The organism is Ramlibacter cellulosilyticus (genome assembly GCF_014297465.1).
GTDB classification, from domain to species: domain Bacteria; phylum Pseudomonadota; class Gammaproteobacteria; order Burkholderiales; family Burkholderiaceae_C; genus Ramlibacter; species Ramlibacter cellulosilyticus.
In genome coordinates, this window is sequence record NZ_JACORT010000002.1 from 170690 (window position 1) to 191812 (window position 21123).

The window sequence follows — 21123 nt, forward strand, 5'->3', positions numbered from 1 at the left end:
TGAGGATCCAGTGAGCACCAACGAAGTCATGCGGCGCGAGCAGTCGCGCCCGGCGACCCTCTGGAACATGGACAAGGTGCGTGCATTGAGCCGCGACGAGCGCAAGACGCTTCGCGGCAACGCCCTGTCCCAGGGAACCGAGGACGGCCGCGCCGTCGCCGATCTCTGCGATCAAGCCGACGCAGAGGGCGCCGTGAAAAGGATTCGGACGAAGGCCGGAGATCGGCGCGAGGGCACGCGATCTGCGTCCCTTGCCTTCGACGCAGGCGTGGTTGCCCGTGTGGCCGAGAAGATGGCAGCGCTGCCTCGAGCCGAGGACGTCGAGAACGCCACGCAACGGATGTGGCGCGGCGAGGCGCCCGCGACCGTTCTGGCCGATCTCTGGCAGAAGCTCGTCGAGTGTGGCTTTTCCACGCGCGAGAAGTCCGAGGCGACCGATCCTCTCGGGCTGTTCATTGCCGCAGACGGGCCGCTGTTCCATCTCGACCAAGTGCTCGCCCATGCTGCCGACCTGGGGCCATGGGTGGACACCTGCATGAACGACTCGGGGCTGTGGCGCCTCAAGTTCAAGCGCGAGTTGGTCGAAGGCAATCTGCCGCACTTCGCCAAGGCGGGTGCACCGCAGGACCCGTTGAACACTTTGTGCCGGAACGGCCAGGCCCTGCAACTGTTCTGCGACCTGGCGCGCGGAACGATCAGCGATGCCCACCTGCCCTCCTCGAAACACTTCTCGGCGGGCCTCGATCCCAAGCCCTTTCCCCAGATCGGTCACAAGCAGCTGCGCAACATCCTCGTGAACACCGGGCTCGCCGTGAACGTCGTGCCGCTCGACTCGCGCTGGAAGAAGTTCTTCGATGGAATCGTCACGCTGGAGGACTGGATGTTTTCCAGCAAGAAGGCCTACCTCGCCCTGGAGGACCTGTTGCGGCAGGCGTTGATCCAGATCCAGCCGAAGCGTCCCGACCTCGCGAACCTGGCGATGGTGGATGCCATCGTCTTTGCCACGATCAAGGGCGCCCCGTAACCGAAAGCCAGCTTCAGGTTTGACCTGTCGGTGGGCCAGGTCGTTGTTCTGCCCACCAACAACACGAACAGAGGGGATCCATGTCCAAGGAAATCAGCGCCGCCGAATTTGACGACTCCAGCTTTTGGGAGAAGGTGAAGAACTTCGCCAAGTCCGCCGGCCGGGAAGTCATCGAGAAGGCGCTATGGCTTTACTACGCCGCGCAGCAGCCGGAGACGCCCATGTGGGCCAAGACCGTGATCTACAGCGCGCTCGTCTACTTCGTGGTTCCGATCGACGCGATTCCGGATGCCATCCCCGTGGCGGGCTTCACCGACGACCTGGGGGCGCTCGCCGGTGCCGTTGCCACGTGTGCTGCCTACATCGATGCGAAGGTGAAAGGCCTCGCCGCGGCGAAGATGCGGGACTGGTTCGGGGACTGACCCGTCAAGCCGTGACGGCGACGTTCGATGCTGGCGACGTTCGCCCGCCGCAGAACAGGAAGGACCGATGAGATCAGAGAACTTTTTCTACGAGATCCAAGGCAAGTTCAAGGCTGCGAGCGGAGCCGGCGACGCGGGTGGCGGGAGCGACTTTCAGGGCCGCTACATGGGCCACCTGCTCAAGGCGGTAGGGAGTCGTCATCCAGAGGTCTACCGCGCCCTGTCCGGTCAGCGGGGCCGGTGGGAGGGTTCGCTGGAGTTCACCTATGGACGGCACGGACGAAGGGCTGACCTTGCACTGACCCGCGAGGGCGAAGACAGTCCGAGCGTCCTGGTGGAGATCAAGGCAGCAGACGGTGCCAACGCCACCTTCAATAACCAGCAGCTCCTCGATTACGCGGACTGGGCGCGCGCCGAACCGGGTCGCAAGGTTCTCTTGCTCACGCACTACCCGCTGCCCCTGTCGACCCAGAAGGAGCTCAAGGGAAAGGCTTGTGGGGGCATCGTGAGCCACCTGCGCCTGACGCATTTGGCCGACCAGCTCCGGGTGGCAAGTGATCGAACGGGAAGCTCGCTCCTGGACCTCTTCCTCGAATACCTCGAACAACAGGGACTCGCGATGACGCGTCTGACCTCCACGGACATTCTTTCGCTCAAGACTTTCCTGGCCTTCTCCTTCCTGCCGCATATCGGTCACGCCGGCAAGATGATCAAAGGCGAACGGGTAGCCAATGGGGCGAGCGCGTTCTCATTGCTCGTGAAGAACTGGCAGATGCTGACGGCGCACATCACCGATGCGCAGGGTGCAGCGATGAACGACGCCAAGAAGAAGCTGGGCCGCCCCGGCACGAAGTTCCGCGCGAATCCGCTCTACAAGGCCGACACTCCGCTGACGACAACGGACGAGTCGGGCGATTATTGGACGTACTCACGCAAGCTAGGCGGCACCTGGATCATCTACACCGACTGCGCCATCGGGAAGGTGGGGAGCCAGACCGTTCACCTTCGCTATGGCTTGAAGCTGGGGATCAAGAAAGGCACGAGTACGAAGCGTGAGGAGGCCTTCGACAGCAACGTGTACGCCGCGATCTGGACGTCCAAGCGTGACCTCGGCTGGTTCGACGGAGAGAACCTGAGGCCGGGCTCCGGCAAGGGGGAGGCTCTGTTCGAGGTGTATGCGGCCAAGCTCTCCGACCAGACGGTCCTCCTGCGTTCGCTGAAGTCCAGCATTCGCAAGGCCCTGGGCGAGGCCATCAAAACGGCGAAGAAAGAGGATGAAGGTGGCATGCAGAAGCTGCTCGAATCCGTGCGTGAGCCGCTGACGCACTTCTGAATTCTCACGAACGCTGGACGCGATCACGAAGGAGTGCGCGGAACTTCATTGCCGCAGCTGAGGACAGCGCCCGTCCCCAGCCGTTGTCGCGAGGCCTACTCCGCCTTCGCCCCCGAAATCCTCACCACCTGCCCCCACTTCCGGATCTCCGCCGCAACAAACCGATCGAACTCCGGCCCCGTCGTCGGCGCCGGCTCCGACCCACGCTCACGGATGAAGCGCGCCATCTCGTCGCTGCGCAGGATGTCGTTCACCTCCTTCTGCAGCCGCGCGACGATCTCCGGCGGCGTGCCGTGCGGCGCCATCAGGCCCAGCCAGCCCACGGCCTCGAAGCCCTTCACGCCGGGCACGCCCGACTCTGCCACCGTCGGCACGTTGGGCAGCTGCGCCGAGCGCGTCGCCGACGTCACAGCCAGCGGCACTGCACGGCCGGACTGGATGTGCGGCAGCGCCGCGGTCACGGAGTCCACCATCAGCGGCACCTGGTTGCCCAGGAAGTCGGACTGCGCCGGGCCGCTGCCGCGGTACGGGATGTGCGTGATGTACAGGCCCGCCATCGACTTGAACAGCTCGCCGGACAGATGCTGCGTGCCGCCGATGCCGGCGCTGGCGTAGTTCAGCGCACCGGGCCGCGCCTTCGCCTGCGCGGCGAGGTCCTTCATCGACTTGATGCCCGAGGCGGGCGTGGCCAGGAACACCAGCGGCACCTTGGCGATCAGCGAGATGCCGACGAGGTCCTTGGCCGGATCGAAGTTGACCTTGGAGTACAGCGTCTGGTTCACCGCCATCGCGCTGCCCGCGACCAGCAGCGTGTAGCCGTCGGGCGCCGAGCGCACCACGTATTCGCTGCCGATGTTGCTGCCCGCGCCGGCCTTGTTGTCGACGATCACGGCCTGCCCCAGCTTCTTCCCGAGCTGCTCGGCGAGCGCGCGGGCGAAGATGTCCGTGGCCTGCCCCGTGGGGAAGGGAACGACGAGGCGGATCGGCTTGTCGGGCCAGGCGGCGAAGGCAGGGGTGGAGAGCGTCAGGGCGAGGCCGCAGGCTACGGCGAGGCGCGTGAACGTGCGGCGCGGGAGGGAACGTGTTTGCATGAACGCATTTTCGCCGGTCCGGAACCCATCAGCACCCGGCCCGCAGCCCTGCTCCGGCCGGCTCCGTAGGCTGGGTTTCGCGCCAGCGAACCCCAGCGCGTTCGCGCAACGCTGGGGTGCGCGTGCGCGCAACCCAGCCTACGAGCTCTGCGACACAAGACCCGTCTTCGCTGTTGCCCAGGCGTGCGCGCATAAGCATCCAATTTTTTATTCGTTCCCTTCCCAGCCCCGCATCGCCACAATGCGAAGCATGAGACTGGCTCTCGCCTCCCGCCGAATGCGCCGCTGCGCGCGATGTCCCGCCTGAGCGCACGCGCGCTCCGGCCCATACCCTTCCCTCTTTGGTCGCACCGCCCGTGACACGGCGGCGCAGGCGGCCCTTTGTCCGCCAACAACCCGAGTCAGCATGATCCAACTGCAAGCCGTCACCCAGGCGTACGGCGCCCACGAGGCCCTGCGCGGCATCGACCTGGACGTCGCTCCCGGCGAGGTCTTCGGCATCATCGGCCGCAGCGGCGCCGGCAAGAGCTCCCTGGTGCGCACCATCAACCTCCTGAACCGGCCGAAGGCGGGCAAGGTGATCGTCGCCGGCCGCGAGCTCACCGCCCTCTCCGAGCCGCAGCTGCGCGAGGCGCGGCGCGAGATCGGCCTGATCTTCCAGCACTTCAACCTGCTCTCCTCGCGCACCGTGGCGCAGAACGTCGCGCTGCCGCTGGAACTCGCGGGCGTGGCGCAACCGGAGATCAAACGAAGAGTCGACGAACTGCTGGACCTCGTCGGCCTCTCCGCGATGCGCGACCGCTATCCCTCGCAGATCAGCGGCGGCCAGAAGCAGCGGGTGGGCATCGCCCGCGCGCTCGCCAACCGGCCCAAGGTGCTGCTCTCCGACGAGGCGACCTCCGCGCTCGACCCGGAGGCCACGCGCTCCATCCTCGGCCTGCTGAAGCAGATCAACCGCGAGTTCGGGCTGACCATCGTGCTGATCACGCACCAGATGCAGGTGATCAAGCAGGTGGCCGACCGCGTGGCCGTGATCGACGCCGGCCGCATCGTGGAACAAGGCCCGGTGATCGAGGTCTTCACGCGGCCGCAGCACGCCACCACGCGCAGTCTGATCGAAGAGATCGTGCCCCAGGCGCTGCCCGAGAGCGTGCTGGCGCGCATCCGCGCCCTCATGACCGCGCAGCCCGCCGCCGACGGCCAGCTGCTGCGCCTGGCCTTCGCCGGCGACGACGCCGACCGGCCGCTGCTCTCGGACGTGATCCGCGACCACGGCATCGAGCTGAGCATCGTGCACGGCCAGGTCGACGAGGTGCAGGGCCAGCCCTTCGCATCGCTGGCGGTGTTCGCCCGCGGCGCGCGCGAGAAGCTCAATGCCGCGACCGCGCAGCTGCGTGGCGCCGGCGTCGTCGTGGAGGAGGTCGCCCATGTGGGATAACTTCACCCCCGCCATGCTGGAGCTCTTCGCCAGCTCGCTGTGGGAGACGCTGGTGATGGTGGGCATCTCCGGCCTGGCCGGCTCGCTGATCGGCATCCCGCTGGGCGTGCTGCTGCGCCTGACCGACCGCGGCGGCGTGCTGCAGAACACGGGCGTCAACCGCGTGGTGGGCGGCATCGTCAACGCGGTGCGCTCCACGCCCTTCATCATCCTGCTGGTGGCGATCATCCCGTTCACGCGCTTCATCACGGGCTCGTCGATCGGCACCGCTGCCGCGGTGGTGCCCCTCACGCTGGCCGCCGCGCCCTTCATCGCGCGGCTGGTGGAGACGTCGCTGCGCGAAGTGGACCAGGGCCTGGTCGAGGCGGCGCAGGCGATGGGCGCGAGCACCTGGCAGATCGTCTTCAAGGTGCTGCTGCCCGAGGCGCTGCCCGGCATCGTGGCCGGCTTCACCATCACCCTCGTCAGCCTCACCGGCTACTCCGCGATGGCCGGCGCCATCGGCGGCGGCGGCCTGGGCGACCTGGGCATCCGCTACGGCTACCAGCGCTTCCTGCCGGAAATCATGCTGGCCGTCGTGGTGGTGCTGATCCTCTTCGTGCAGGCCGTGCAAAGCCTGGGCGACTGGGCGGTGCGCCGCCTGAGCCACAAGTGAATCCCTCTTTTGTTCTTCATCCAAGGAAAGTCGACAACATGAACAAGCGCAAGCTGCTGCAATCCACCCTGGCCTTCGCCGTCGCCGCCACCCTGGCGGGCGGTGTGCTGGCGCAGGACAAGCCGGTCAAGATCGGCGTGACCGCCGGGCCGCATGCCCAGATCTTCGACATGGTGAAGAAGGTCGCCGAGCGCGACGGCCTGAAGCTGCAGGTGGTGGAGTTCAGCGACTACGTGCAGCCCAACGCCGCCCTGGCCGCCGGCGACCTGGACGCCAACAGCTACCAGCACAAGCCCTACCTGGACCAGCAGGTCAAGGACCGCGGCTACAAGTTCACCTCGGTCGGCTACACCGTCAACTTCCCGATTGGCGTGTACTCCAAGAAGGTCAAGAACCTGAAGGACTTGAAGGAAGGCGCGCGCTTCGGCATCCCCAACGATCCCACCAACGGCGGCCGCGTGCTGCTGGTGCTGCAGGACCAGGGGCTGATCAAGCTGAAGGCGGGCGCGGGGCTGAAGGCCACGCCGCTGGACGTGGTCGAGAACCCGAAGAAGATCAAGTTCGTGGAGCTGGACGCGGCGCAGCTGCCCCGATCGCTCGACGACCTGGACGCCGCCGGCATCAACACCAACTACGCGCTGCCGGCCGGCCTGCACCCGGGCAAGGACAGCATCGCGCAGGAAAGCGCGAAGAGTCCGTACGTGAACATCATCGCGGTGCGGGAGCAGGACAAGGACAAGGCCTGGGTGGCGAAGCTGGTGAAGGCGTATCAGTCGGAGGAGGTGCGGAAGTTCATCCAGACGGAGTTCAAGGGCTCCGTGGTCCCGGGCTTCTAACCCCCCAACTCGTCATTGCGGCCTCGAGCCGCAACCGATAGGGCGGCCGATCGGCCGCCCTATGCGTCCCAGGGCCCAGCGGGAACTTGACCCCGCTCCGTTCCAGCTCCAAAATGGCTCCACGCGCTTCAGGAGCCCGCCATGCCGAACCTCTCGATCAAGGATGTTCCGGAACCTCTCGCCGAAGCGCTGCGTCAGCGCGCGGCGCGCAACCATCGCTCGCTCCAGGGAGAGCTGATGGCCATCATCACGGAGGCGGTCCAGCCCGCAGCAACGCGCGGGCCTGGTGCAGTGAACTCGCCGCTGCAGGGATGGCGCAGGGGCACCCGCACGATCGAGGAGATTGCCAGGGAAAGTTTCGTCAAGTATCCCGAACCGGTGCGAGGCGGTCCCCTTGGTGTCGACATCATTCGTGAGGACCGGGACAGCCGGTGAGCGGATCGGCGCGGTCACGCGCGCTTCATGTGGCGGAGCCGCCCCCGGCCTACCTTGGCCGCCCGCCCCTGGTGGTTGACTGCAGCGTGCTCGTGGCGGTGCTGTTCCACGAGCCGCAGCGCAGTGACGCCCTGCACGCGCTTGCAGGCAAGGCACTCCATGCGCCTTTCCTGCTGGATCATGAGATCGCAAATGTCGCCGTGAAGAAGACCCGCGGCGGCCAGTCCCGAGCGCTGATCGGAGACGCATTGCGCGAGTATCTCGAGCACGACATCGAACTGCATCGCTCGGATGTGCAGGCCCAGTACGCGTTGGCGGTTCGGTATGGGTTGTCCGCGTACGACGCAGCATATCTCTGGCTGGCAGGCGTGCTGCAAGCATCACTTGCCACTTTCGATGCGAAGCTGGCCAAGGCCGCGAGGGAGCACCTGGCGGGCTAAGTGTTGTAGGGTGGTGGTGCGCGAATGCGCACCCCACCGATCACCCTACGTCACCGCACCACCTTCACCATCTCCCCCACCTTCGGCTCCGCGCCACCCCCGTACACCCCATTCATCAACTTCAACTGCGCCTCCGCCGTACCCGCCGGCAGCGGCGACGCCTTCGCCAGCTCCGCAAACCCGCCACGCGGATACGGCGCCGCCTGCACGCTCCAGGCCTTCGCCGCCGCCTTGTCCGCAGCCGTCATCGCCCGGAACGACGCCTCCGCCTCCGCCAGCCCCGCCTGCGCCCGCTGCCGCGCCTCGTTGCTCTTCGCCGCCTGCTGCAGCCAGTAGTTGCGATCGCCCGGCCCGGTGACCAGCGTCAGCGCCACGTTGCGTGACTGCCCCTGCTGGTTGCGGACCGTGCCCGCGAAGTGCGTCGCCGACAGCCCGTGCAGCGACCGCCGCTCGACCCGGCCGTCCACCGGCTTCACCACGTTGCGGATCACCTCCTCGTGCGTCGTCCCGGCCTTGGGCGGCACCAGCCGCACGACCAGCCCCGCGTCGCCCGCGGGGTTGACCAGCGCGATCGCTTCCGGCGCGTTCTGGATCTTCCAGCCCGCCGGCGCCGTGAGCGCGATGCCCAGCTCCTGGTGGTAGAAGTTGCGCCCGCGCACGAGGCCCTGCTCCGCGCTGTCGCCGAAGGTCATGCCGGCGATGGCCTGCAGGTAGCGCGCGCGCCCGTCGTCGCCGTAGCCGGACTGCTCCTTGTAGCGCGCCGCATAGGCCTGGATGTCCGCGAGGCGCTTGTCGTTGGCCGGATGCGAGGAAAGCCAGCTGGCGCCCGAGGACGCGGGCTTGCCTTCGGCCTTGGCCATGTCGGCGGCGAACTGTTCCTGGCGCTTGAGCACCTGGATCACGTCGATCATGTTCCGCGGGTCGTAGCGGTTGCGCGAGAGGTACTCGGCGCCCAGCTGGTCGGCCTGCGACTCCTGGTCGCGGCTGTACGAGGCAATGTACCCCGCCGCCGCCGTCTGCGACAGCTGGCCCGCCAGGTTGCCCGCGCCGCCGATGCCGCCGGCCTCCAGCACCGCCCCGAGCACCGAAGCCGCGAGCACGCCGATCCCCGCCGCCTGCTCGCGCGTGGCCCGCTGCGCGCCATGCCGCGCGGTGACGTGCCCGATCTCGTGCCCCATCACGCCGGCGAGCTCCGCCTCGCTCTCCAGGTAGGCCATGATCCCGCGCGTGACGTAGACGTAGCCGCCGGGCAAGGCGAACGCGTTGATCTCCGGCGAGTCGAGGACGGTGAAGGTCCACTTGAGGTTCGCGCGGTGGGACTGGGCGGCGAGCTTCTGGCCGACCTCGTTGACGTAGGCCTGCAGGCGGGGGTTGGCGTAGACGCCGTACTCCTGCAGCACGCCCTCGTGGGCCTTGGCGCCTTCCTTGATCTCGGCGGCCTCGTCCATGACGGAGAGTTCGGTGCGGCCGGTGACGGGGTTGAGGACTTGGGAGGCGCAGGCGGAGAGGAGGAGGACTGAGAGGAGCAGCGGGCGAAGGGGGTGCATGGGCATGGCGGTCCTCCATGGGGCTGGCCGGCGCCGGGGCCTTGCGCGCAAGCATAGAGCGGAACCTGACGGTTGCAATCTTCTATGTCCGCCAGCCCATACGCCCAGATCTTCAAGGCGGTGAAGAAAGTCGCCGAGCCTGAAGCTGTAGGTGGTGGAGTTCAGCGACTACGTGCGCCAACGCCGCCCTCCATAACCTGAAGGACCTGAAGGAAGGCCCGCGCTACGGCATCCTGAACGACCCCACCAACGGCGGCGGCACGCCGCTGGTGCTGCAGGACCAGGGGCTGATCGAGCTGAATCCAGCGCTGGCTTCGAGTTCACGCCGCTGCACGTGGTGGAGAACCCGAAGAAGATCAAGTTCGTGGAACTGGACGCGGCGCAGCTGCCCCGCTCGCTCGACGACCTGGACGTCGCCGGGATACGGTCAAGGCCGCATTCCTCATTGCGCTTACCATCGCTAAGGACCCAAGTATCAGCCGCGCCGCCAGAACCCGAGATCCCTCAGGAGCGGAGGGCCGCTTTTCGCCTACGCACGCCCGAAGCGAGCCTGATTCGAGTGGGGCGGACGATGCACAAGATCTGACGGGCCGCGGGAGGGGCGCGGCACAGCTGACGCGTCGACAATCACGCAGCCAGAGCGAGTCGCGGCTCCTGACAAGATGAAGGCTCGTCGAGCCTCGCTCGCTTCAGAGTATCGGCGACGACGGACGCAATTTGGCGAGCCAAGTACGGCGGGACCGCATTGCCCACCTGGGTGTACTGCGAGGTCCTGTTCCCTAGAAAGACGTACGAATCAGGGAACGTCTGCAGGCGTGCGGCCTCGCGAACAGTCAAGCTTCGGCACTGCACTGCACGCGGATGAATGAACGCGTGCCCGTCCTTGGCGATGTGGCTCGTCACTGTCATTGCGTGGAGCTTCCCGACCTGAACGCGGAACCGATCCTTGAAGATGGAACCGGCAACGTTCTCGGGGTCAACGTTCTTGTGCGCCGGCAGAAGGCACTTCGGGAAATCGTGAAGACGTGGACTTGTATCGGTTTCCTCGCCGAATGCGGCGACGAACAAGTACCGAATCAGGTCGCTAGGCATGTGCGAGCGGCTCTCGTGATTGGCGAGAAGAGCGGCCTTCCGATCGTGATACCAGTTTGCGAGCGCCTGCGGCTGCTTTTCACGGAAGGCAGCTGAAAGCCTGTACCGATCACTGCCGTGTCCCGGATCTGATTGTCGCTCCTGCAATTTGTCTCGAATTCTGAGCATCCGCTCGGCGACCGCAGGACCGCACCCATGTCGGTCTCTGCGCAGTTCGCGGACTGCCGAATCGAACAGCGGCGCGCGAAGTGCGTGCAGCCAATTGAGCCCTTTCCCTCGATAGGAGAGCTGCGGACGTAGCGGAGGGAGATCGCCGATCACACTCAGGACGGACGGAGCAGGTGCAGGATCGAGCTTCCGCACACCACCTGCAGCTTCGAATACGTCCTTGCGGACTCCCAGAATGATCACCCGATGGCGCGCCTGCGGCACGCCGTGCTCCTCGGCCCGGATAAGGAAGTCTTCCGCCGACGGCTCCTCGAACAGGGAGCTCGACTGGGAAAGTGTGCACAACACGTATTCCGCACCATGCGTCGCACCGGCGACGCTCGCCGGATGCTTGAGATCGCGCGTGATCGAGTCAAAGATGACAGCTTCTTTGACCTTGGACGTCAGAATGCCCTTGACGTTCTCCATCACGAAGATCGCTGGCTCAAATTCAGCAATGACATGCAGGTATTCCAAGTACAGGAAGTGCCTGTGATCTGCCTCCGCCTTGTACCCTGCAGTTCCCCTGTTTCGGGCTCTTCCCACAAGCGAGTACGCCTGACAGGGGGGGCCACCGATGAGAACAGCATTGCGAGGGAGCTGCTCGGATCCTGTGATTGCAAGTAGCCGCTTCCGGATTTCGGCGGAGGCCGATGCGCGTGCACGCGGGCCGAGCTCCAGGTTCAACGCTTCGTCATCCGCAATCCTGCAGGCTGCTTGAATCGCAGTGTCCCTGCTTTCCGCCAGCTGGCGAAATGCTGATGGCCAAGGCGCCTCGGCGATGATTCGGTCCCACTCGGCCCACGTGGCCTCGGAAGCGTTCCGACGCTGGAGTTGCCGAAACGCGGCTCGCAGGCGTAGCGTCTCGAAGGCCATCGGATCCTTCTCTATCGAAACGGCTATCCGGAAATCGGCAGAGCTTTCACGCGAGAAGCCCTCGCCGAGACCTCCAGGGCCGGCAAACAGGTCGATGACGGGGATCAGGGGCATTTTTGCCGTTCTTCTCAGGAGACAATGCACATTGTCGCGTGCGTGGGTACGTTCGGCCAGGTGCTGTGCCCACTTCGATTGGTTCTCCTGCTCGTTCGCACAGTCAATTACATGGTGGACGTAGTCGATTCACTCACCCGGTCCCGCATGATGTCGGCCATCCGGGGCAGCAACACCAAGCCGGAATTGCTGGTGCGACGCTACTTGCACGCGGCGGGGCTCCGGTTTCGGCTGCACGGCACCAATCTCCCGGGCCGCCCGGACATCGTGCTCCCCCGGTATGACGCAGCGGTCTTCGTGCACGGTTGTTTCTGGCATCGGCATCAGGGCTGCCCGTTTGCCACGACGCCACAAGCCAGATACGAATTCTGGCAAGAGAAGTTCAGGCAGAACATGTCACGCGACCATCGAGTCGCCGAAACACTCCGGGAAATGGGTTGGCGCGTGTTTACGGTCTGGGAATGTGAAGTGGAGAACGAAGAAGTACTGGATAGGTTGTACTTTTCGATCGTGACTTGCTCGGAAGAATGAGGCGGCTTCGAGGCCATCAGTGATACATTTTTGGAGAGGGGGTGGGCGCAGGATTCTTCTGGATTCTGTGGATCCCATCAGTAGTGCTGGATAACGGGGGTTCGTGCCAGTAACGACAGGGGGCAGAGCCGGTGCGACCAGAACAAGAAAGACGGATCGAATGACCGAGCGAATGCATGCGGTGGCCGGCCAGCTGTTCGAGGCCAATCCCGAACAACTCGCCGTCATCGGGGCCGGTTCCGATGAGTGGCTGTTGGTCGTCGCCGGTCCGGGTACAGGGAAGACGCAAGTTGCCGCAATGCGCCTTGTTCATCTGCTGGAGGAAGGCCTCCAACCAGCCCAGATCCTCGTATTGAGCTTTTCGCGCAGCGCCGTTGCTACATTGTCGAAGAGGTTGGTCAATCTTCGGCTAAGCGATCAGGGGGTCATCGAGGACCTGAGGCATCTCGCCATCAGGACCTTCGATTCCTGGGCATTCCGGGTGCTGCGGCAAAGCGGCGAGCCGGTCAACGAACTGATGTCCCGCACCTACGAGCAGAACATCACCGCCGTGACGAGAATGCTGGACGACTCCTTGAATCCGATCGGCGACCGTCTGGCGAACATCCGCCATGTGATCGTGGATGAATTCCAGGACCTGCCGGGAGTGCGCGCCGCGATGGTGGCCTCACTCCTGCAGCGACTGAACGGGAACCGTGGAGGCGCCGTCGGATTCACCGTCCTCGGCGATCCTGTCCAAGCCATCTACCGCTTCGCCGCCCGAAGTGGGGATCAGCCGCTGCCCGAGGATCCCTGGGAAGACTTGAAGCGGCGCATGGGTCCGAACTTGCGGGAGCTCGCACTCACACGGAACTACCGGGCAACGGAGAAGCTCGCCGCCGCTGCTGCCAGTCTGCGCAAGATCCTCGGCACTCCGGCCCTCGATGCCGGGCGCAAGCTGGAAGCGATGCAGCGGTTTCTGGCGAGGATGCCCACGTCAACCACGGACGCAAAGCTCGGGCCCAGCTGGCTGTTACAGCTTCCCGAGGGATCGCTCGCCATCTTGACACGGACGAACGGAGAAGCGCTGCGTGTGTGGAAGATGCTCCTGGGCGATGCGCTCGAACCCCCTGCCATCGCGGTCACGCTGCGTCTCGCTGGGGGCAGGCCACCGGTGCCGCCGTGGATCGCCGCAGTTCTCTCGACCTTCAGGCATCCCACCATCAGCCGCAAGGTCTTCGATGTGGTGCATGCGAAGGCGAGGGAGCGCCTCCCGGAAGGGACGGCGGCCAATGGCGGCGTCCCTCCGCTGGAAATTGCCTGGCGGCGACTTGCTCGCGCGAGCGGCGCATCTGATTCGGCGCTCGCCCTTGATCTGGACGAACTCAGGAATCGGCTGGCGTGGCCGGATGCGTTTCCGGATGATCAGATAGACGACGAGGCGGTGGTGCACATCACGACGGTTCACCAAGCCAAGGGCATGGAGTTTGACAACGTAGCGCTCCTGGACGCACAGAACAGGGATTCGACCGAAGAGCCAGAGGACCCTCTCGAGCAGGCACACGTCGGTTTCGTTGCTGTCACAAGAGCGGGTCGCCACATGGGGCGTCTTCCCAACACTTGCATCTTCAAACCGCTGACGAGTCGTTCATTCAGGGGTGGGCGCAGCAGGCTCGTCGAGTGGGGAGCGTGGACGGGGAAGGCACGGTGGATTCAGGTGCAGATGGGACTTGAAGGGGACATCGAGCTCACCAGCTTCGTTTCCCTGGATCTTCACAAGGACGAACAAGGCGTGGCGTCGCTGCAGGAGGTGCTGGCAGGCAGTGTCTCCGCTTTTCGCAATCGGAAGGTGGTTCTCAGCCAAGCAAAGGCAGAAGGAACGTCCGCGCGCGCAAGAGACATCCGATACGACATCCGTTTGCAACAGCAGGACGGCGAGGGCCTGTTCCTTGGCCGGACAAGCTCCCAAGTCACACAGGACTTGCTGGATCTACTCTGGGAGCCCGGCTACGCCATTCCGCGCAACATCTACAACTTGCGCATTGCGGAAGTTGTCTCAGTCGCCGTCAATGCGGAATTGGCGGAAAGCATCCCGCAGCCGTGGCATTCGAGCCGAATCTGGCTCGGCATCACCCTCGCCGGCACGGGCGATTTCAAGACCTGGAAGCGTCATGCCAAGTGAACCCCATTCCATGGAGTCGGTTCGATCGTCGCTCGTGGAGATGGCGCGTTCGTTGTTGACCGGACCTCTCGCGCTCGACGAAACGATCGAATCCGCACCGGTTGACACCTACCTCACAGGCATCCTGTGGCCGCGAGGCGCGGCAGTGGACGGCGCTGACGATGAGAGCGGACTCGAGTCGAGCGGCGACGACGAAGCCTCCGAAGCCGCCGTGCCAGGGTATCGCGCAATTCGTCCCTGCTCGATCGGCATCACCTTCGCGGTTCGAGCGGGTGCGACGGTCACGATCGACCTGGGTTGCACATCTCGGTACGAGCCGCTCGATGTGCCTGGCGAAGTGTCCGCCGGGGAAGGCGCGAAGGTCCCTGGCTCAGACGGCGATGTTGCCAAGGGAGGTGCAGGAAGCGATGCGCGCATCCGCAAGGTGTGGGTCCGGCGTCCGCTCCGGTACAGCGTCGTGCTCCCGAATGAAACGGAATCGTCGACGACCAGGATCAGCACGTTCTCAATGCCGGACGGCGGGGAAGTGAAGGATCCTCGACTCTCATTGCATATCCGGCGACGCGCAGGACCGGAGCAGCAAGTCTTCACGGTGACGCTGATCAACGAGGAGACCGACAGCGGAAACGCGGCTCCGCGAGACGCTCGCTGTCTGTTCCAGACAGAGATCGTCGTCCGTGCGGAGCTGTCGGGAGCGCCCGCCATTCAGCCGCGACCGCTGCCTCCTGCAGACCGCGGTGATCTGGATGCGCTCACCAACGCACTTCTCTACCGCGACGTGCGCGAATTCGCCGTCGGGCATGGAATTGCTGCGACTTGGCAGCAGGATCCGGGACCCGCTCTCGGTGAGGTCCGCACCGCATGGCTGCCGGAATCCAGCGTGCGCGGCACGAGCACGGACGGTCATCCGCTTCTTGCCGACTTCCGCGCGTCGTGGCCAGACGCTCTTCGCGCGACGTTTTTGGCGAAGGAGTCCGGCAGGGAAACCGTGATCGAGGCACTCGAATCGTTCGCTTCTTGTTATGGCCTCTGGATCGATCAGACCCTGAGAGAGCGCGTCGAGCAGTTCGAGGGAGATCTTCGCGATGCCGCAGAAGGGAATCTGGCGCGATGCCTCTCCACGTGCGAGCGGATCCGCCGGGGCGTCGGCGTGCTGCGTGACGATGACGCTGCCTGGGTGGCATTTGCACTGGCCAACGCCGCTATGGACCGGCAGGCCCTGTTTGCGGCAAAGGGGACGTCCGCCCGAGCACTGGTATGGCGCCCGTTCCAGCTCGCCTTCATGCTGCTGGTCATTCCCGGATTGGTGGACCCTTCACTGGAAGATCGTGAATGCATGGACCTGCTGTGGTTCCCGACCGGCGGAGGCAAGACCGAGGCATACCTTGCGCTGACCGCATTCCAGATCTTCCACCGTCGTCTGCAGAGTCCCGGCCGGCGCGAGCAAGGCGGTGTGGACGTGCTCATGCGATATACGCTGCGTCTGCTCACGGTGCAGCAGTTCCAGCGCGCGGCAGCGTTGATCACGGCATGCGACCTCATACGGGCTGTCGACACTAGGCTGGGTAGCTCGCGCATTACTCTCGGCCTCTATGTTGGCGGCGATGCCACCCCCAACAAGATGGAGCTGGCCCGCGAGGCAATCGCCCAGGAGGTGAACAACCTCAAGCCGAAGTCCACGCCCCGGCAGCTACTCCGCTGTCCCGTCTGCGGCTCCGATCTGAGAGCAAGCTCCTACCGTGCCGACCCCCAGCTGGCGCGCATCGACATCGTCTGCGAGAACCCGAACTGTGAGGCCGCGGGTGTGTCACTGCCGGTCATGACGGTGGATGCAGTCATCTACGAGACGCCCCCTTCTCTCTTGATTGGCACGATCGACAAGTTCGCCCAGATCCCACGAAGCACCGAGATCCGAAAGCTGTTCGGCCTTGATGGAGGGGAGCCGCCGGGCCTGATCATCCAGGACGAACTTCATCTGATTTCGGGGCCGCTGGGCTCGATGGCGGGACTCTACGAAACCATCGTCGATACGCTGTGCACGCGTGGCGAGATCCGGCCGAAAGTCATCGGGTCCACAGCCACGATCGGACATGCGGAGCAGCAGGTCCGGTCGCTGTTCGACCGGGAGGTCCTGCAATTCCCGCCTCCGGGGTTCGAGGCCTCGGACTCCTTCTTCGCGGTGCGGGACAGTGTGGGCCCGGACCGTCTCTATGTGGGCATTCCCACTGCAGGCCGCAGTCCGAAGTTCGCGTTGCAGGCTGTCGTAGCCTCGCTTCTGCAGTCTGCAGAGGCGTTGGTCGGAGCCGGCCGGGCCGACGATGACGCCATCGACCCGTACTGGACCTGCGTCGCCTACTTCAATAGCTTGCGCGAGCTTGGCGGCGCGTACGTCCTGATGCAGGACGACGTGCCGCGACAGATGCAGTTCCTCGCGGGCCGCCTTGGCGTCAGCCGGCGCGAGCTCCAGAACCTCCCCGTTGAACTGAGCAGTCGTCGTTCGTCGCGAGAGCTGCCGGAGCTGTTGCAAGCACTAGGGGCGACGCTGGGTCGATTCAATGAAGACCCCGGTGAGCATCCGGAACCCAGGGACACTGTGCTCGCGTCCAACATGATCTCTGTTGGCGTTGACGTGCCCAGGCTCGGATTGATGGTTGTGAACGGTCAGCCCAAGTCGACCGCAGAATACATCCAGGCGAGCAGTCGGGTGGGCCGCGGCATACCGGGACTTGTCATGACGCTCTACAACTTCGGACGTCCACGCGATCTCTCACATTTCGAGCACTTCCGCAGCTACCACGGTGCGCTGTACCGGAGCGTCGAGGCGACGAGCGTCACGCCGTGGGCTCCTCGGGCCCGTGACAAGGCCCTTCATGCCGTGATCGCCTCACTTGTGCGCCATCTAGTTCCCGGCCTTTCCGACGATGACGGGGCTGCGCGATTCGATCCGAACGATCCGGCTGTGGGATCGATCCTCTCGATCATCGGGAGGCGGGTCGCCGCCGCAACCGACCCTGGCGAGGCCAGCGACACGATCGAGGATCTTCGTGCCGAGGTCGAAGAGTGGGCAAGGCGAGCAAACGAGGCCAGGGCCACGTCGGGTCGCCTCCGCTATTGGATCAAGAAGGCGCCCTTCGGACGGACGCTGCCCCACCTGATGTGTTCAGCCGAAGAGGCGTCGCCGGGCGCGCGGCAGGCGTGGCCGACCCCCAACACGATGCGCGAAGTCGAGCCTTCATCGGCCTTCATCCTCAAGACCATTCCTCGCAAGCCACGGAGCACCTGATGGCCACCGCAAGAAGACCCATGGGCCGCGGCGGCTCGCCTGCGCAGGGCGCGGCTACCTCGGGGGTCGAACCGCTTGGCAGAGTCCGCCGATCCCAACTCATTTCCACCTATGGCATTGGTGCGATCGTCGACCTTGAGAAGGGTTCCTTCATGCCCATGGGGCTCGAGGACTGGGAGGCGGCCACGCGGTTGCCTTCTCTCACCATCGGGGAGGCGCGGCTGCAGGCGCAGCTGGGTGTCGACCACTTCCGTCTGCCGCCTATCGCGGAGGACCTGTCCGGATTTCCCGGTCGTGTCGATCCCTCGCATTCCGCGCCTGCCATCCGCTTCCCGGAGTGGCACGAGTGCCCCCACTGCAACCGGATCGGAACTGAGGGCAACCCGTTCGAGCTGGGCACCGACGGCGCCCAGCTCGAGTGCAAGGCGCATGGGCGACCGGTGCTGACCACACCGGTTCGCTTCGTCGTGGCGTGCCGCAAGGGACATTTGGAGGAGTTTCCCTGGGAATGGTGGGCGCATCGGCGACGGCCGGACGGTGTCTGCGACCGTCCGGTACTGGAGCTCAAGTCCCGAGGCAAGTCGGCCTCGCTCGCCGACCTTTATGTGCATTGCAAGAGCTGCAATGCTTCGGAGTCGTTGGGGGATGCCTTCCGCCCTGAAAGCATGAAAGGTCGCAGCTGCCACGGGGTGCGCCCATGGCTGCATGATCGCCAGGCTGGATGCGACTCGCAGCCGCAAGCCATCCAGCGAGGCGCGTCCAATGCGCACTTTGCCGTCGTGGCTTCGGCGCTCTCGATTCCACCGGTGTCCGATGCCACCTTCCAGCTGATCGAGGGAAACTGGATCACGCTTAGCGCTCTTCCGGCCGAGGCCGTGGCGCCAGTACTGGCACGACTCTCGGAAACCTATGGCGTGCCGGTGGAGGCGCTCCAGGCAGCACTGCGCGAAAAGCAGAAGATCGAGGGGTTGCAGACGGACCTCTCGGATGCTGGGTCCCGGGCCGAGGAGTATGCCGCGCTCTCGCAGGACCGCGACGATCCGATCGTGGGCGGCATCGTGCCCCAGTTCTGCAACGCCGTGGCCGAACCGCCTGCTGCACTTGCGCCCTGGTTTGATCTGGTGGGAGCTGTCTCGCGCCTGCGGGAGGTGCGGGCACTGGCGGGATTCAGCCGCATCGAACCGTATCCGGTAAGTGCGGAAAAGATCCAGGATGCCATTCGCGACGGCAAGGTGGCGGCACTTTCCAAGAGCCATCGCAACTGGCTTCCCGCCGCGGAGATTCGCGGAGAGGGCCTGTTCCTGAGATTCCGCGCCGATGCCATCGATGCGTGGCTGACGGCCAATCCCGCCATTCACGACCGCGTGGCCGTTCTGGAGCGTCGCTCCGCCGCCATTGCTGCAGACCGAGGATATCAGCGCGACTACACGATCACGGCGCGGCTCCTGCTGGTGCACTCGTTCGCACACGCGTTGATTCGCACCATCTCGATCGACTGCGGCTACTCGTCATCTGCGCTGCGGGAACGTCTGTACATCAGCGAACCGTCCGGCTCCAGGCAAGCGATGAACGGAGTGCTGGTGTACACCGGCTCCCCCGATTCGGAAGGCAGCCTCGGCGGTCTCGTCCGCTTGGCCGAGCCGGGGCAGATCGAGCGAATCGTCGTGCGCGCGCTTCGCTCCGCACGATGGTGTGGCAGCGACCCGGTGTGCCTCGAGACCGATCCCGCTCAATCCGGCGACAGGGTCAGTGGTGCCGCCTGCCACTGCTGCCTGCTGGTCCCCGAAACTGCATGCGAGAAGTTCAACCGAGAGCTGGACCGCACCATGCTGGTTGGCACTGCGGAATCGGAAGCAGGCCCTGCTTGGCGCGGATTCTTCGGCACGCTGGAGGATTGAGACGTGGCCACACTCATCCCCGAACAGCCGAAGGATTGCCCGTATGGCGAGCGATCCGTCTACGAGAAACTCGGGCGCGACCTGGACGCCGACTGGATCGTGCTGCACTCGCTTGGTCTGCACGGTCATGAAACCAAGATCTGGGGCGAGGCCGACATCATCGTGCTCTCCACCAAGGGCATCTTTGCTTTGGAGGTGAAGGGCGGCAAGGTGTCCTGCCAAGAAGGAGTCTGGACATTCGGCGAACCCAACGGGCGGTCGTACACAAAGCGGGAAGATCCTTGGACCCAGGCCAAAACCACCATGTTCGCCGTCCAGCGCAAGCTGGAGGAGGCAGACCGGGTCTTCGCCGATGTCCTGTTCGGATTTGGTGTGGTGATGCCGAACGAGACTTTCACGACAACTGGCGCCGAGATCGAACCGGCCGTACTGATGGACAAGAGGGAGTTTCGCGGCAATCTGAGCTGGTACATCGGTCGCCTGCAACGTCACTGGTCCAACGTCTACCGCGAGAAGCACGAGCGGCAGTACCGAGCGCCCACTCGTGCCGAGTTGCAGCTCGCGCGGCGCATCCTGCGGCCGGACATCGATTCGGCCTTCAGCCTGGGAAGCTACGTGACAGGAGTGGAGTCGCGTCTGATCCAGCTTTCGAACGACCAGATCCGGGCGTCCCGGCGCATGGCAGCCAATCCGCGCACGCTCGTGCGTGGCAAGGCGGGCACCGGTAAGACCATCGTGGCGGTGGAACGGGCATGCCAGCTGGCTGCACAAGGTCTCCGCGTGCTCTTTCTCTGCTTCAACCAGCTGCTGGCGCAACACCTGCGAACCTCCATGGCCGCAGACCCGCGGTCTGCGGGCGTCGATGTCCGGCATGTCCATGCTCTCTTCCACGAGGTGATCGCGAAGGCAGGCCTGCAGGATCGGCTCGGTTCCTCGGACGCGACGAAGCTGTTTGCGGAGGACTATCCAAGGGCGTTCGTCGACGCGGCGCTTGAGATCGGACTGCCCGCTTGGGATGCGCTGATCATCGACGAGGCGCAGGATCTGCTTACGCTGGACAACATCGATGCCTTCGACCTGATGCTGGGCAATCCCGGAATCAACCGCGGCCGATGGCACATCTTCTTTGACCGCAACCAGAACATTTACGGCACGAGCATCCAGGAACAAGTTGAAAAGAGGCTGAACGAGGCGCAACCAGCCTTCGACGATCTGTTCGAGAACTGCCGCAACACGCGGCAGGTGGCCGTGCAGGGCTCGATCATCTCGGGCATCGACCTCGCCTTGGAGGGAGCTCCGGATGGGCTGCCCTGCGAGAACGTCTACTACCGCAACCACAAGGCTCTTCTGGCGCAGCTGGAAAGCACTGTCGCCCGTTTGATCAAGCAGGACGTACGACCCCAGGACATCGCCGTGCTCTCGACGCGCACGCGGGACAACTCCCTCCTTGCCGGCATAAAGGATATTGCCGGCGTGCCGCTGGTAGATGTGAGCGCGGCCGCCGCCGGGGACATGGTGTTCTCCACCATGCACTCGTTCAAGGGCCTCGAGCGGCAGGTCGTTCTGGCCATTGACATGGAGGGCATCGGAGACCCCGCGCAGTCGATGCTCCACTACGCTGGCCTGTCGCGGGCCAGATGCCTGCTGCACGTGTTCCTGCCCGAATCAGCGCGGGAGGCGTATGGCCGGCAGGCTGCCGGCTTCGCAAACCGCATGTCGGAGTCAGCCTGAGGAAAACCG

Annotated in this window: 16 protein-coding genes and 1 pseudogene; 14 read left to right on the forward strand and 3 right to left on the reverse strand. The window is 64.9% G+C overall.

Annotated features, from left to right (window positions below):
- The first annotated feature begins 10 nt into the window (after window positions 1–10).
- The 3 genes from H8N03_RS06755 to H8N03_RS06765 all read left to right on the forward strand — a co-directional run bounded on the left by H8N03_RS06755 (window position 11) and on the right by H8N03_RS06765 (window position 2779).
- Window positions 11–1024: a hypothetical protein gene (locus H8N03_RS06755; protein WP_187075397.1), complete on the forward strand. Its 1014-nt coding sequence runs from the start codon at window positions 11–13 to the stop codon at window positions 1022–1024.
- A gap of 80 nt (window positions 1025–1104) precedes the next feature.
- A complete protein-coding gene (locus H8N03_RS06760) occupies window positions 1105–1446 on the forward strand; it encodes a YkvA family protein (protein WP_222622872.1) in 342 nt (113 codons plus the stop codon).
- A gap of 67 nt (window positions 1447–1513) precedes the next feature.
- Window positions 1514–2779, forward strand: a complete 1266-nt coding sequence (locus H8N03_RS06765) for a hypothetical protein (RefSeq protein WP_187075398.1) — start codon at window positions 1514–1516, stop codon at window positions 2777–2779.
- A 95-nt stretch (window positions 2780–2874) separates the two neighbouring features.
- Here the strand turns inward: H8N03_RS06765 and H8N03_RS06770 are convergent, their stop codons facing one another.
- Window positions 2875–3870, reverse strand: coding sequence for a Bug family tripartite tricarboxylate transporter substrate binding protein (locus H8N03_RS06770; protein WP_187075399.1), 996 nt, complete (start codon window positions 3868–3870; stop codon window positions 2875–2877).
- Between the two features lie 406 nt (window positions 3871–4276).
- On the opposite strand from H8N03_RS06770, the gene H8N03_RS06775 reads away from it, so the two are divergent.
- The 5 genes from H8N03_RS06775 (at window position 4277) to H8N03_RS06795 (ending at window position 7674) form a co-directional block, all read left to right on the forward strand.
- Complete coding sequence (locus H8N03_RS06775) at window positions 4277–5308, forward strand: methionine ABC transporter ATP-binding protein (protein ID WP_187075400.1); 1032 nt, start codon at window positions 4277–4279, stop codon at window positions 5306–5308.
- A complete protein-coding gene (locus tag H8N03_RS06780; protein WP_187075401.1) occupies window positions 5298–5963 on the forward strand; it encodes a methionine ABC transporter permease in 666 nt (221 codons plus the stop codon). Before H8N03_RS06775 ends, H8N03_RS06780 begins: the two co-directional genes overlap by 11 nt.
- Before the next feature lie 38 nt (window positions 5964–6001).
- Window positions 6002–6799 carry a MetQ/NlpA family ABC transporter substrate-binding protein gene (locus H8N03_RS06785; RefSeq protein ID WP_187075402.1) on the forward strand — a complete coding sequence of 266 codons (798 nt, stop codon included), beginning with the start codon at window positions 6002–6004 and terminating at the stop codon, window positions 6797–6799.
- A 141-nt stretch (window positions 6800–6940) separates the two neighbouring features.
- Window positions 6941–7234 carry a FitA-like ribbon-helix-helix domain-containing protein gene (locus tag H8N03_RS06790; protein WP_187075403.1) on the forward strand — a complete coding sequence of 98 codons (294 nt, stop codon included), beginning with the start codon at window positions 6941–6943 and terminating at the stop codon, window positions 7232–7234.
- A 71-nt stretch (window positions 7235–7305) separates the two neighbouring features.
- On the forward strand, window positions 7306–7674 hold the full coding sequence (locus tag H8N03_RS06795) for a type II toxin-antitoxin system VapC family toxin (RefSeq protein WP_354005094.1): 369 nt from the start codon (window positions 7306–7308) through the stop codon (window positions 7672–7674).
- A gap of 50 nt (window positions 7675–7724) precedes the next feature.
- On the opposite strand, the gene H8N03_RS06800 is transcribed toward H8N03_RS06795, so the two are convergent.
- Window positions 7725–9227, reverse strand: a complete 1503-nt coding sequence (locus H8N03_RS06800) for a M48 family metalloprotease (RefSeq protein WP_187075405.1) — start codon at window positions 9225–9227, stop codon at window positions 7725–7727.
- Window positions 9228–9409: 182 nt separating this feature from the next.
- On the opposite strand from H8N03_RS06800, the pseudogene H8N03_RS06805 reads away from it, so the two are divergent.
- Window positions 9410–9646 (forward strand): annotated as a pseudogene (locus H8N03_RS06805) (MetQ/NlpA family ABC transporter substrate-binding protein); the annotation flags it as partial.
- A gap of 202 nt (window positions 9647–9848) precedes the next feature.
- Here H8N03_RS06805 and H8N03_RS06810 read toward each other — a convergent pair.
- Entirely contained in the window at window positions 9849–11510 is a 1662-nt protein-coding gene (locus tag H8N03_RS06810; protein WP_187075406.1) for a DNA cytosine methyltransferase, read from the reverse strand.
- A gap of 111 nt (window positions 11511–11621) precedes the next feature.
- On the opposite strand from H8N03_RS06810, the gene H8N03_RS06815 reads away from it, so the two are divergent.
- The 5 genes from H8N03_RS06815 (at window position 11622) to H8N03_RS06835 (ending at window position 21114) form a co-directional block, all read left to right on the forward strand.
- On the forward strand, window positions 11622–12041 hold the full coding sequence (locus H8N03_RS06815; RefSeq protein WP_187075758.1) for a very short patch repair endonuclease: 420 nt from the start codon (window positions 11622–11624) through the stop codon (window positions 12039–12041).
- Between the two features lie 160 nt (window positions 12042–12201).
- The gene (locus H8N03_RS06820; RefSeq protein WP_222622873.1) at window positions 12202–14202 is read left to right on the forward strand and encodes a UvrD-helicase domain-containing protein; all 2001 of its coding nucleotides are present in this window, start codon (window positions 12202–12204) and stop codon (window positions 14200–14202) included.
- Window positions 14192–17485, forward strand: coding sequence for a helicase-related protein (locus H8N03_RS06825; RefSeq protein ID WP_222622874.1), 3294 nt, complete (start codon window positions 14192–14194; stop codon window positions 17483–17485). The genes H8N03_RS06820 and H8N03_RS06825 overlap by 11 nt, the downstream gene beginning before the upstream one ends.
- The gene (drmB, locus tag H8N03_RS06830; protein ID WP_222622875.1) at window positions 17485–19383 is read left to right on the forward strand and encodes a DUF1998 domain-containing protein; all 1899 of its coding nucleotides are present in this window, start codon (window positions 17485–17487) and stop codon (window positions 19381–19383) included. The genes H8N03_RS06825 and drmB overlap by 1 nt, the downstream gene beginning before the upstream one ends.
- Window positions 19384–19386: 3 nt before the next feature.
- A complete protein-coding gene (locus H8N03_RS06835) occupies window positions 19387–21114 on the forward strand; it encodes a nuclease-related domain-containing DEAD/DEAH box helicase (RefSeq protein ID WP_187075408.1) in 1728 nt (575 codons plus the stop codon).
- The last annotated feature ends 9 nt before the right edge of the window (window positions 21115–21123 follow it).

Bases quoted from the DNA above. Each gene is read 5' to 3' on its own strand.
- H8N03_RS06815 (WP_187075758.1), top strand. From the start codon at position 11,622: ATGGTGGACGTAGTCGATTCACTCACCCGGTCCCGCATGATGTCGGCC.
- H8N03_RS06780 (WP_187075401.1), top strand. From the start codon at position 5,298: ATGTGGGATAACTTCACCCCCGCCATGCTGGAGCTCTTCGCCAGCTCG.
- H8N03_RS06770 (WP_187075399.1), bottom strand. From the start codon at position 3,870: ATGCAAACACGTTCCCTCCCGCGCCGCACGTTCACGCGCCTCGCCGTA.
- H8N03_RS06800 (WP_187075405.1), bottom strand. From the start codon at position 9,227: ATGCCCATGCACCCCCTTCGCCCGCTGCTCCTCTCAGTCCTCCTCCTC.
- H8N03_RS06810 (WP_187075406.1), bottom strand. From the start codon at position 11,510: ATGCCCCTGATCCCCGTCATCGACCTGTTTGCCGGCCCTGGAGGTCTC.
- H8N03_RS06760 (WP_222622872.1), top strand. From the start codon at position 1,105: ATGTCCAAGGAAATCAGCGCCGCCGAATTTGACGACTCCAGCTTTTGG.
- H8N03_RS06790 (WP_187075403.1), top strand. From the start codon at position 6,941: ATGCCGAACCTCTCGATCAAGGATGTTCCGGAACCTCTCGCCGAAGCG.
- H8N03_RS06825 (WP_222622874.1), top strand. From the start codon at position 14,192: ATGCCAAGTGAACCCCATTCCATGGAGTCGGTTCGATCGTCGCTCGTG.
- H8N03_RS06820 (WP_222622873.1), top strand. From the start codon at position 12,202: ATGACCGAGCGAATGCATGCGGTGGCCGGCCAGCTGTTCGAGGCCAAT.
- H8N03_RS06785 (WP_187075402.1), top strand. From the start codon at position 6,002: ATGAACAAGCGCAAGCTGCTGCAATCCACCCTGGCCTTCGCCGTCGCC.
- H8N03_RS06775 (WP_187075400.1), top strand. From the start codon at position 4,277: ATGATCCAACTGCAAGCCGTCACCCAGGCGTACGGCGCCCACGAGGCC.
- drmB (WP_222622875.1), top strand. From the start codon at position 17,485: ATGGCCACCGCAAGAAGACCCATGGGCCGCGGCGGCTCGCCTGCGCAG.
- H8N03_RS06765 (WP_187075398.1), top strand. From the start codon at position 1,514: ATGAGATCAGAGAACTTTTTCTACGAGATCCAAGGCAAGTTCAAGGCT.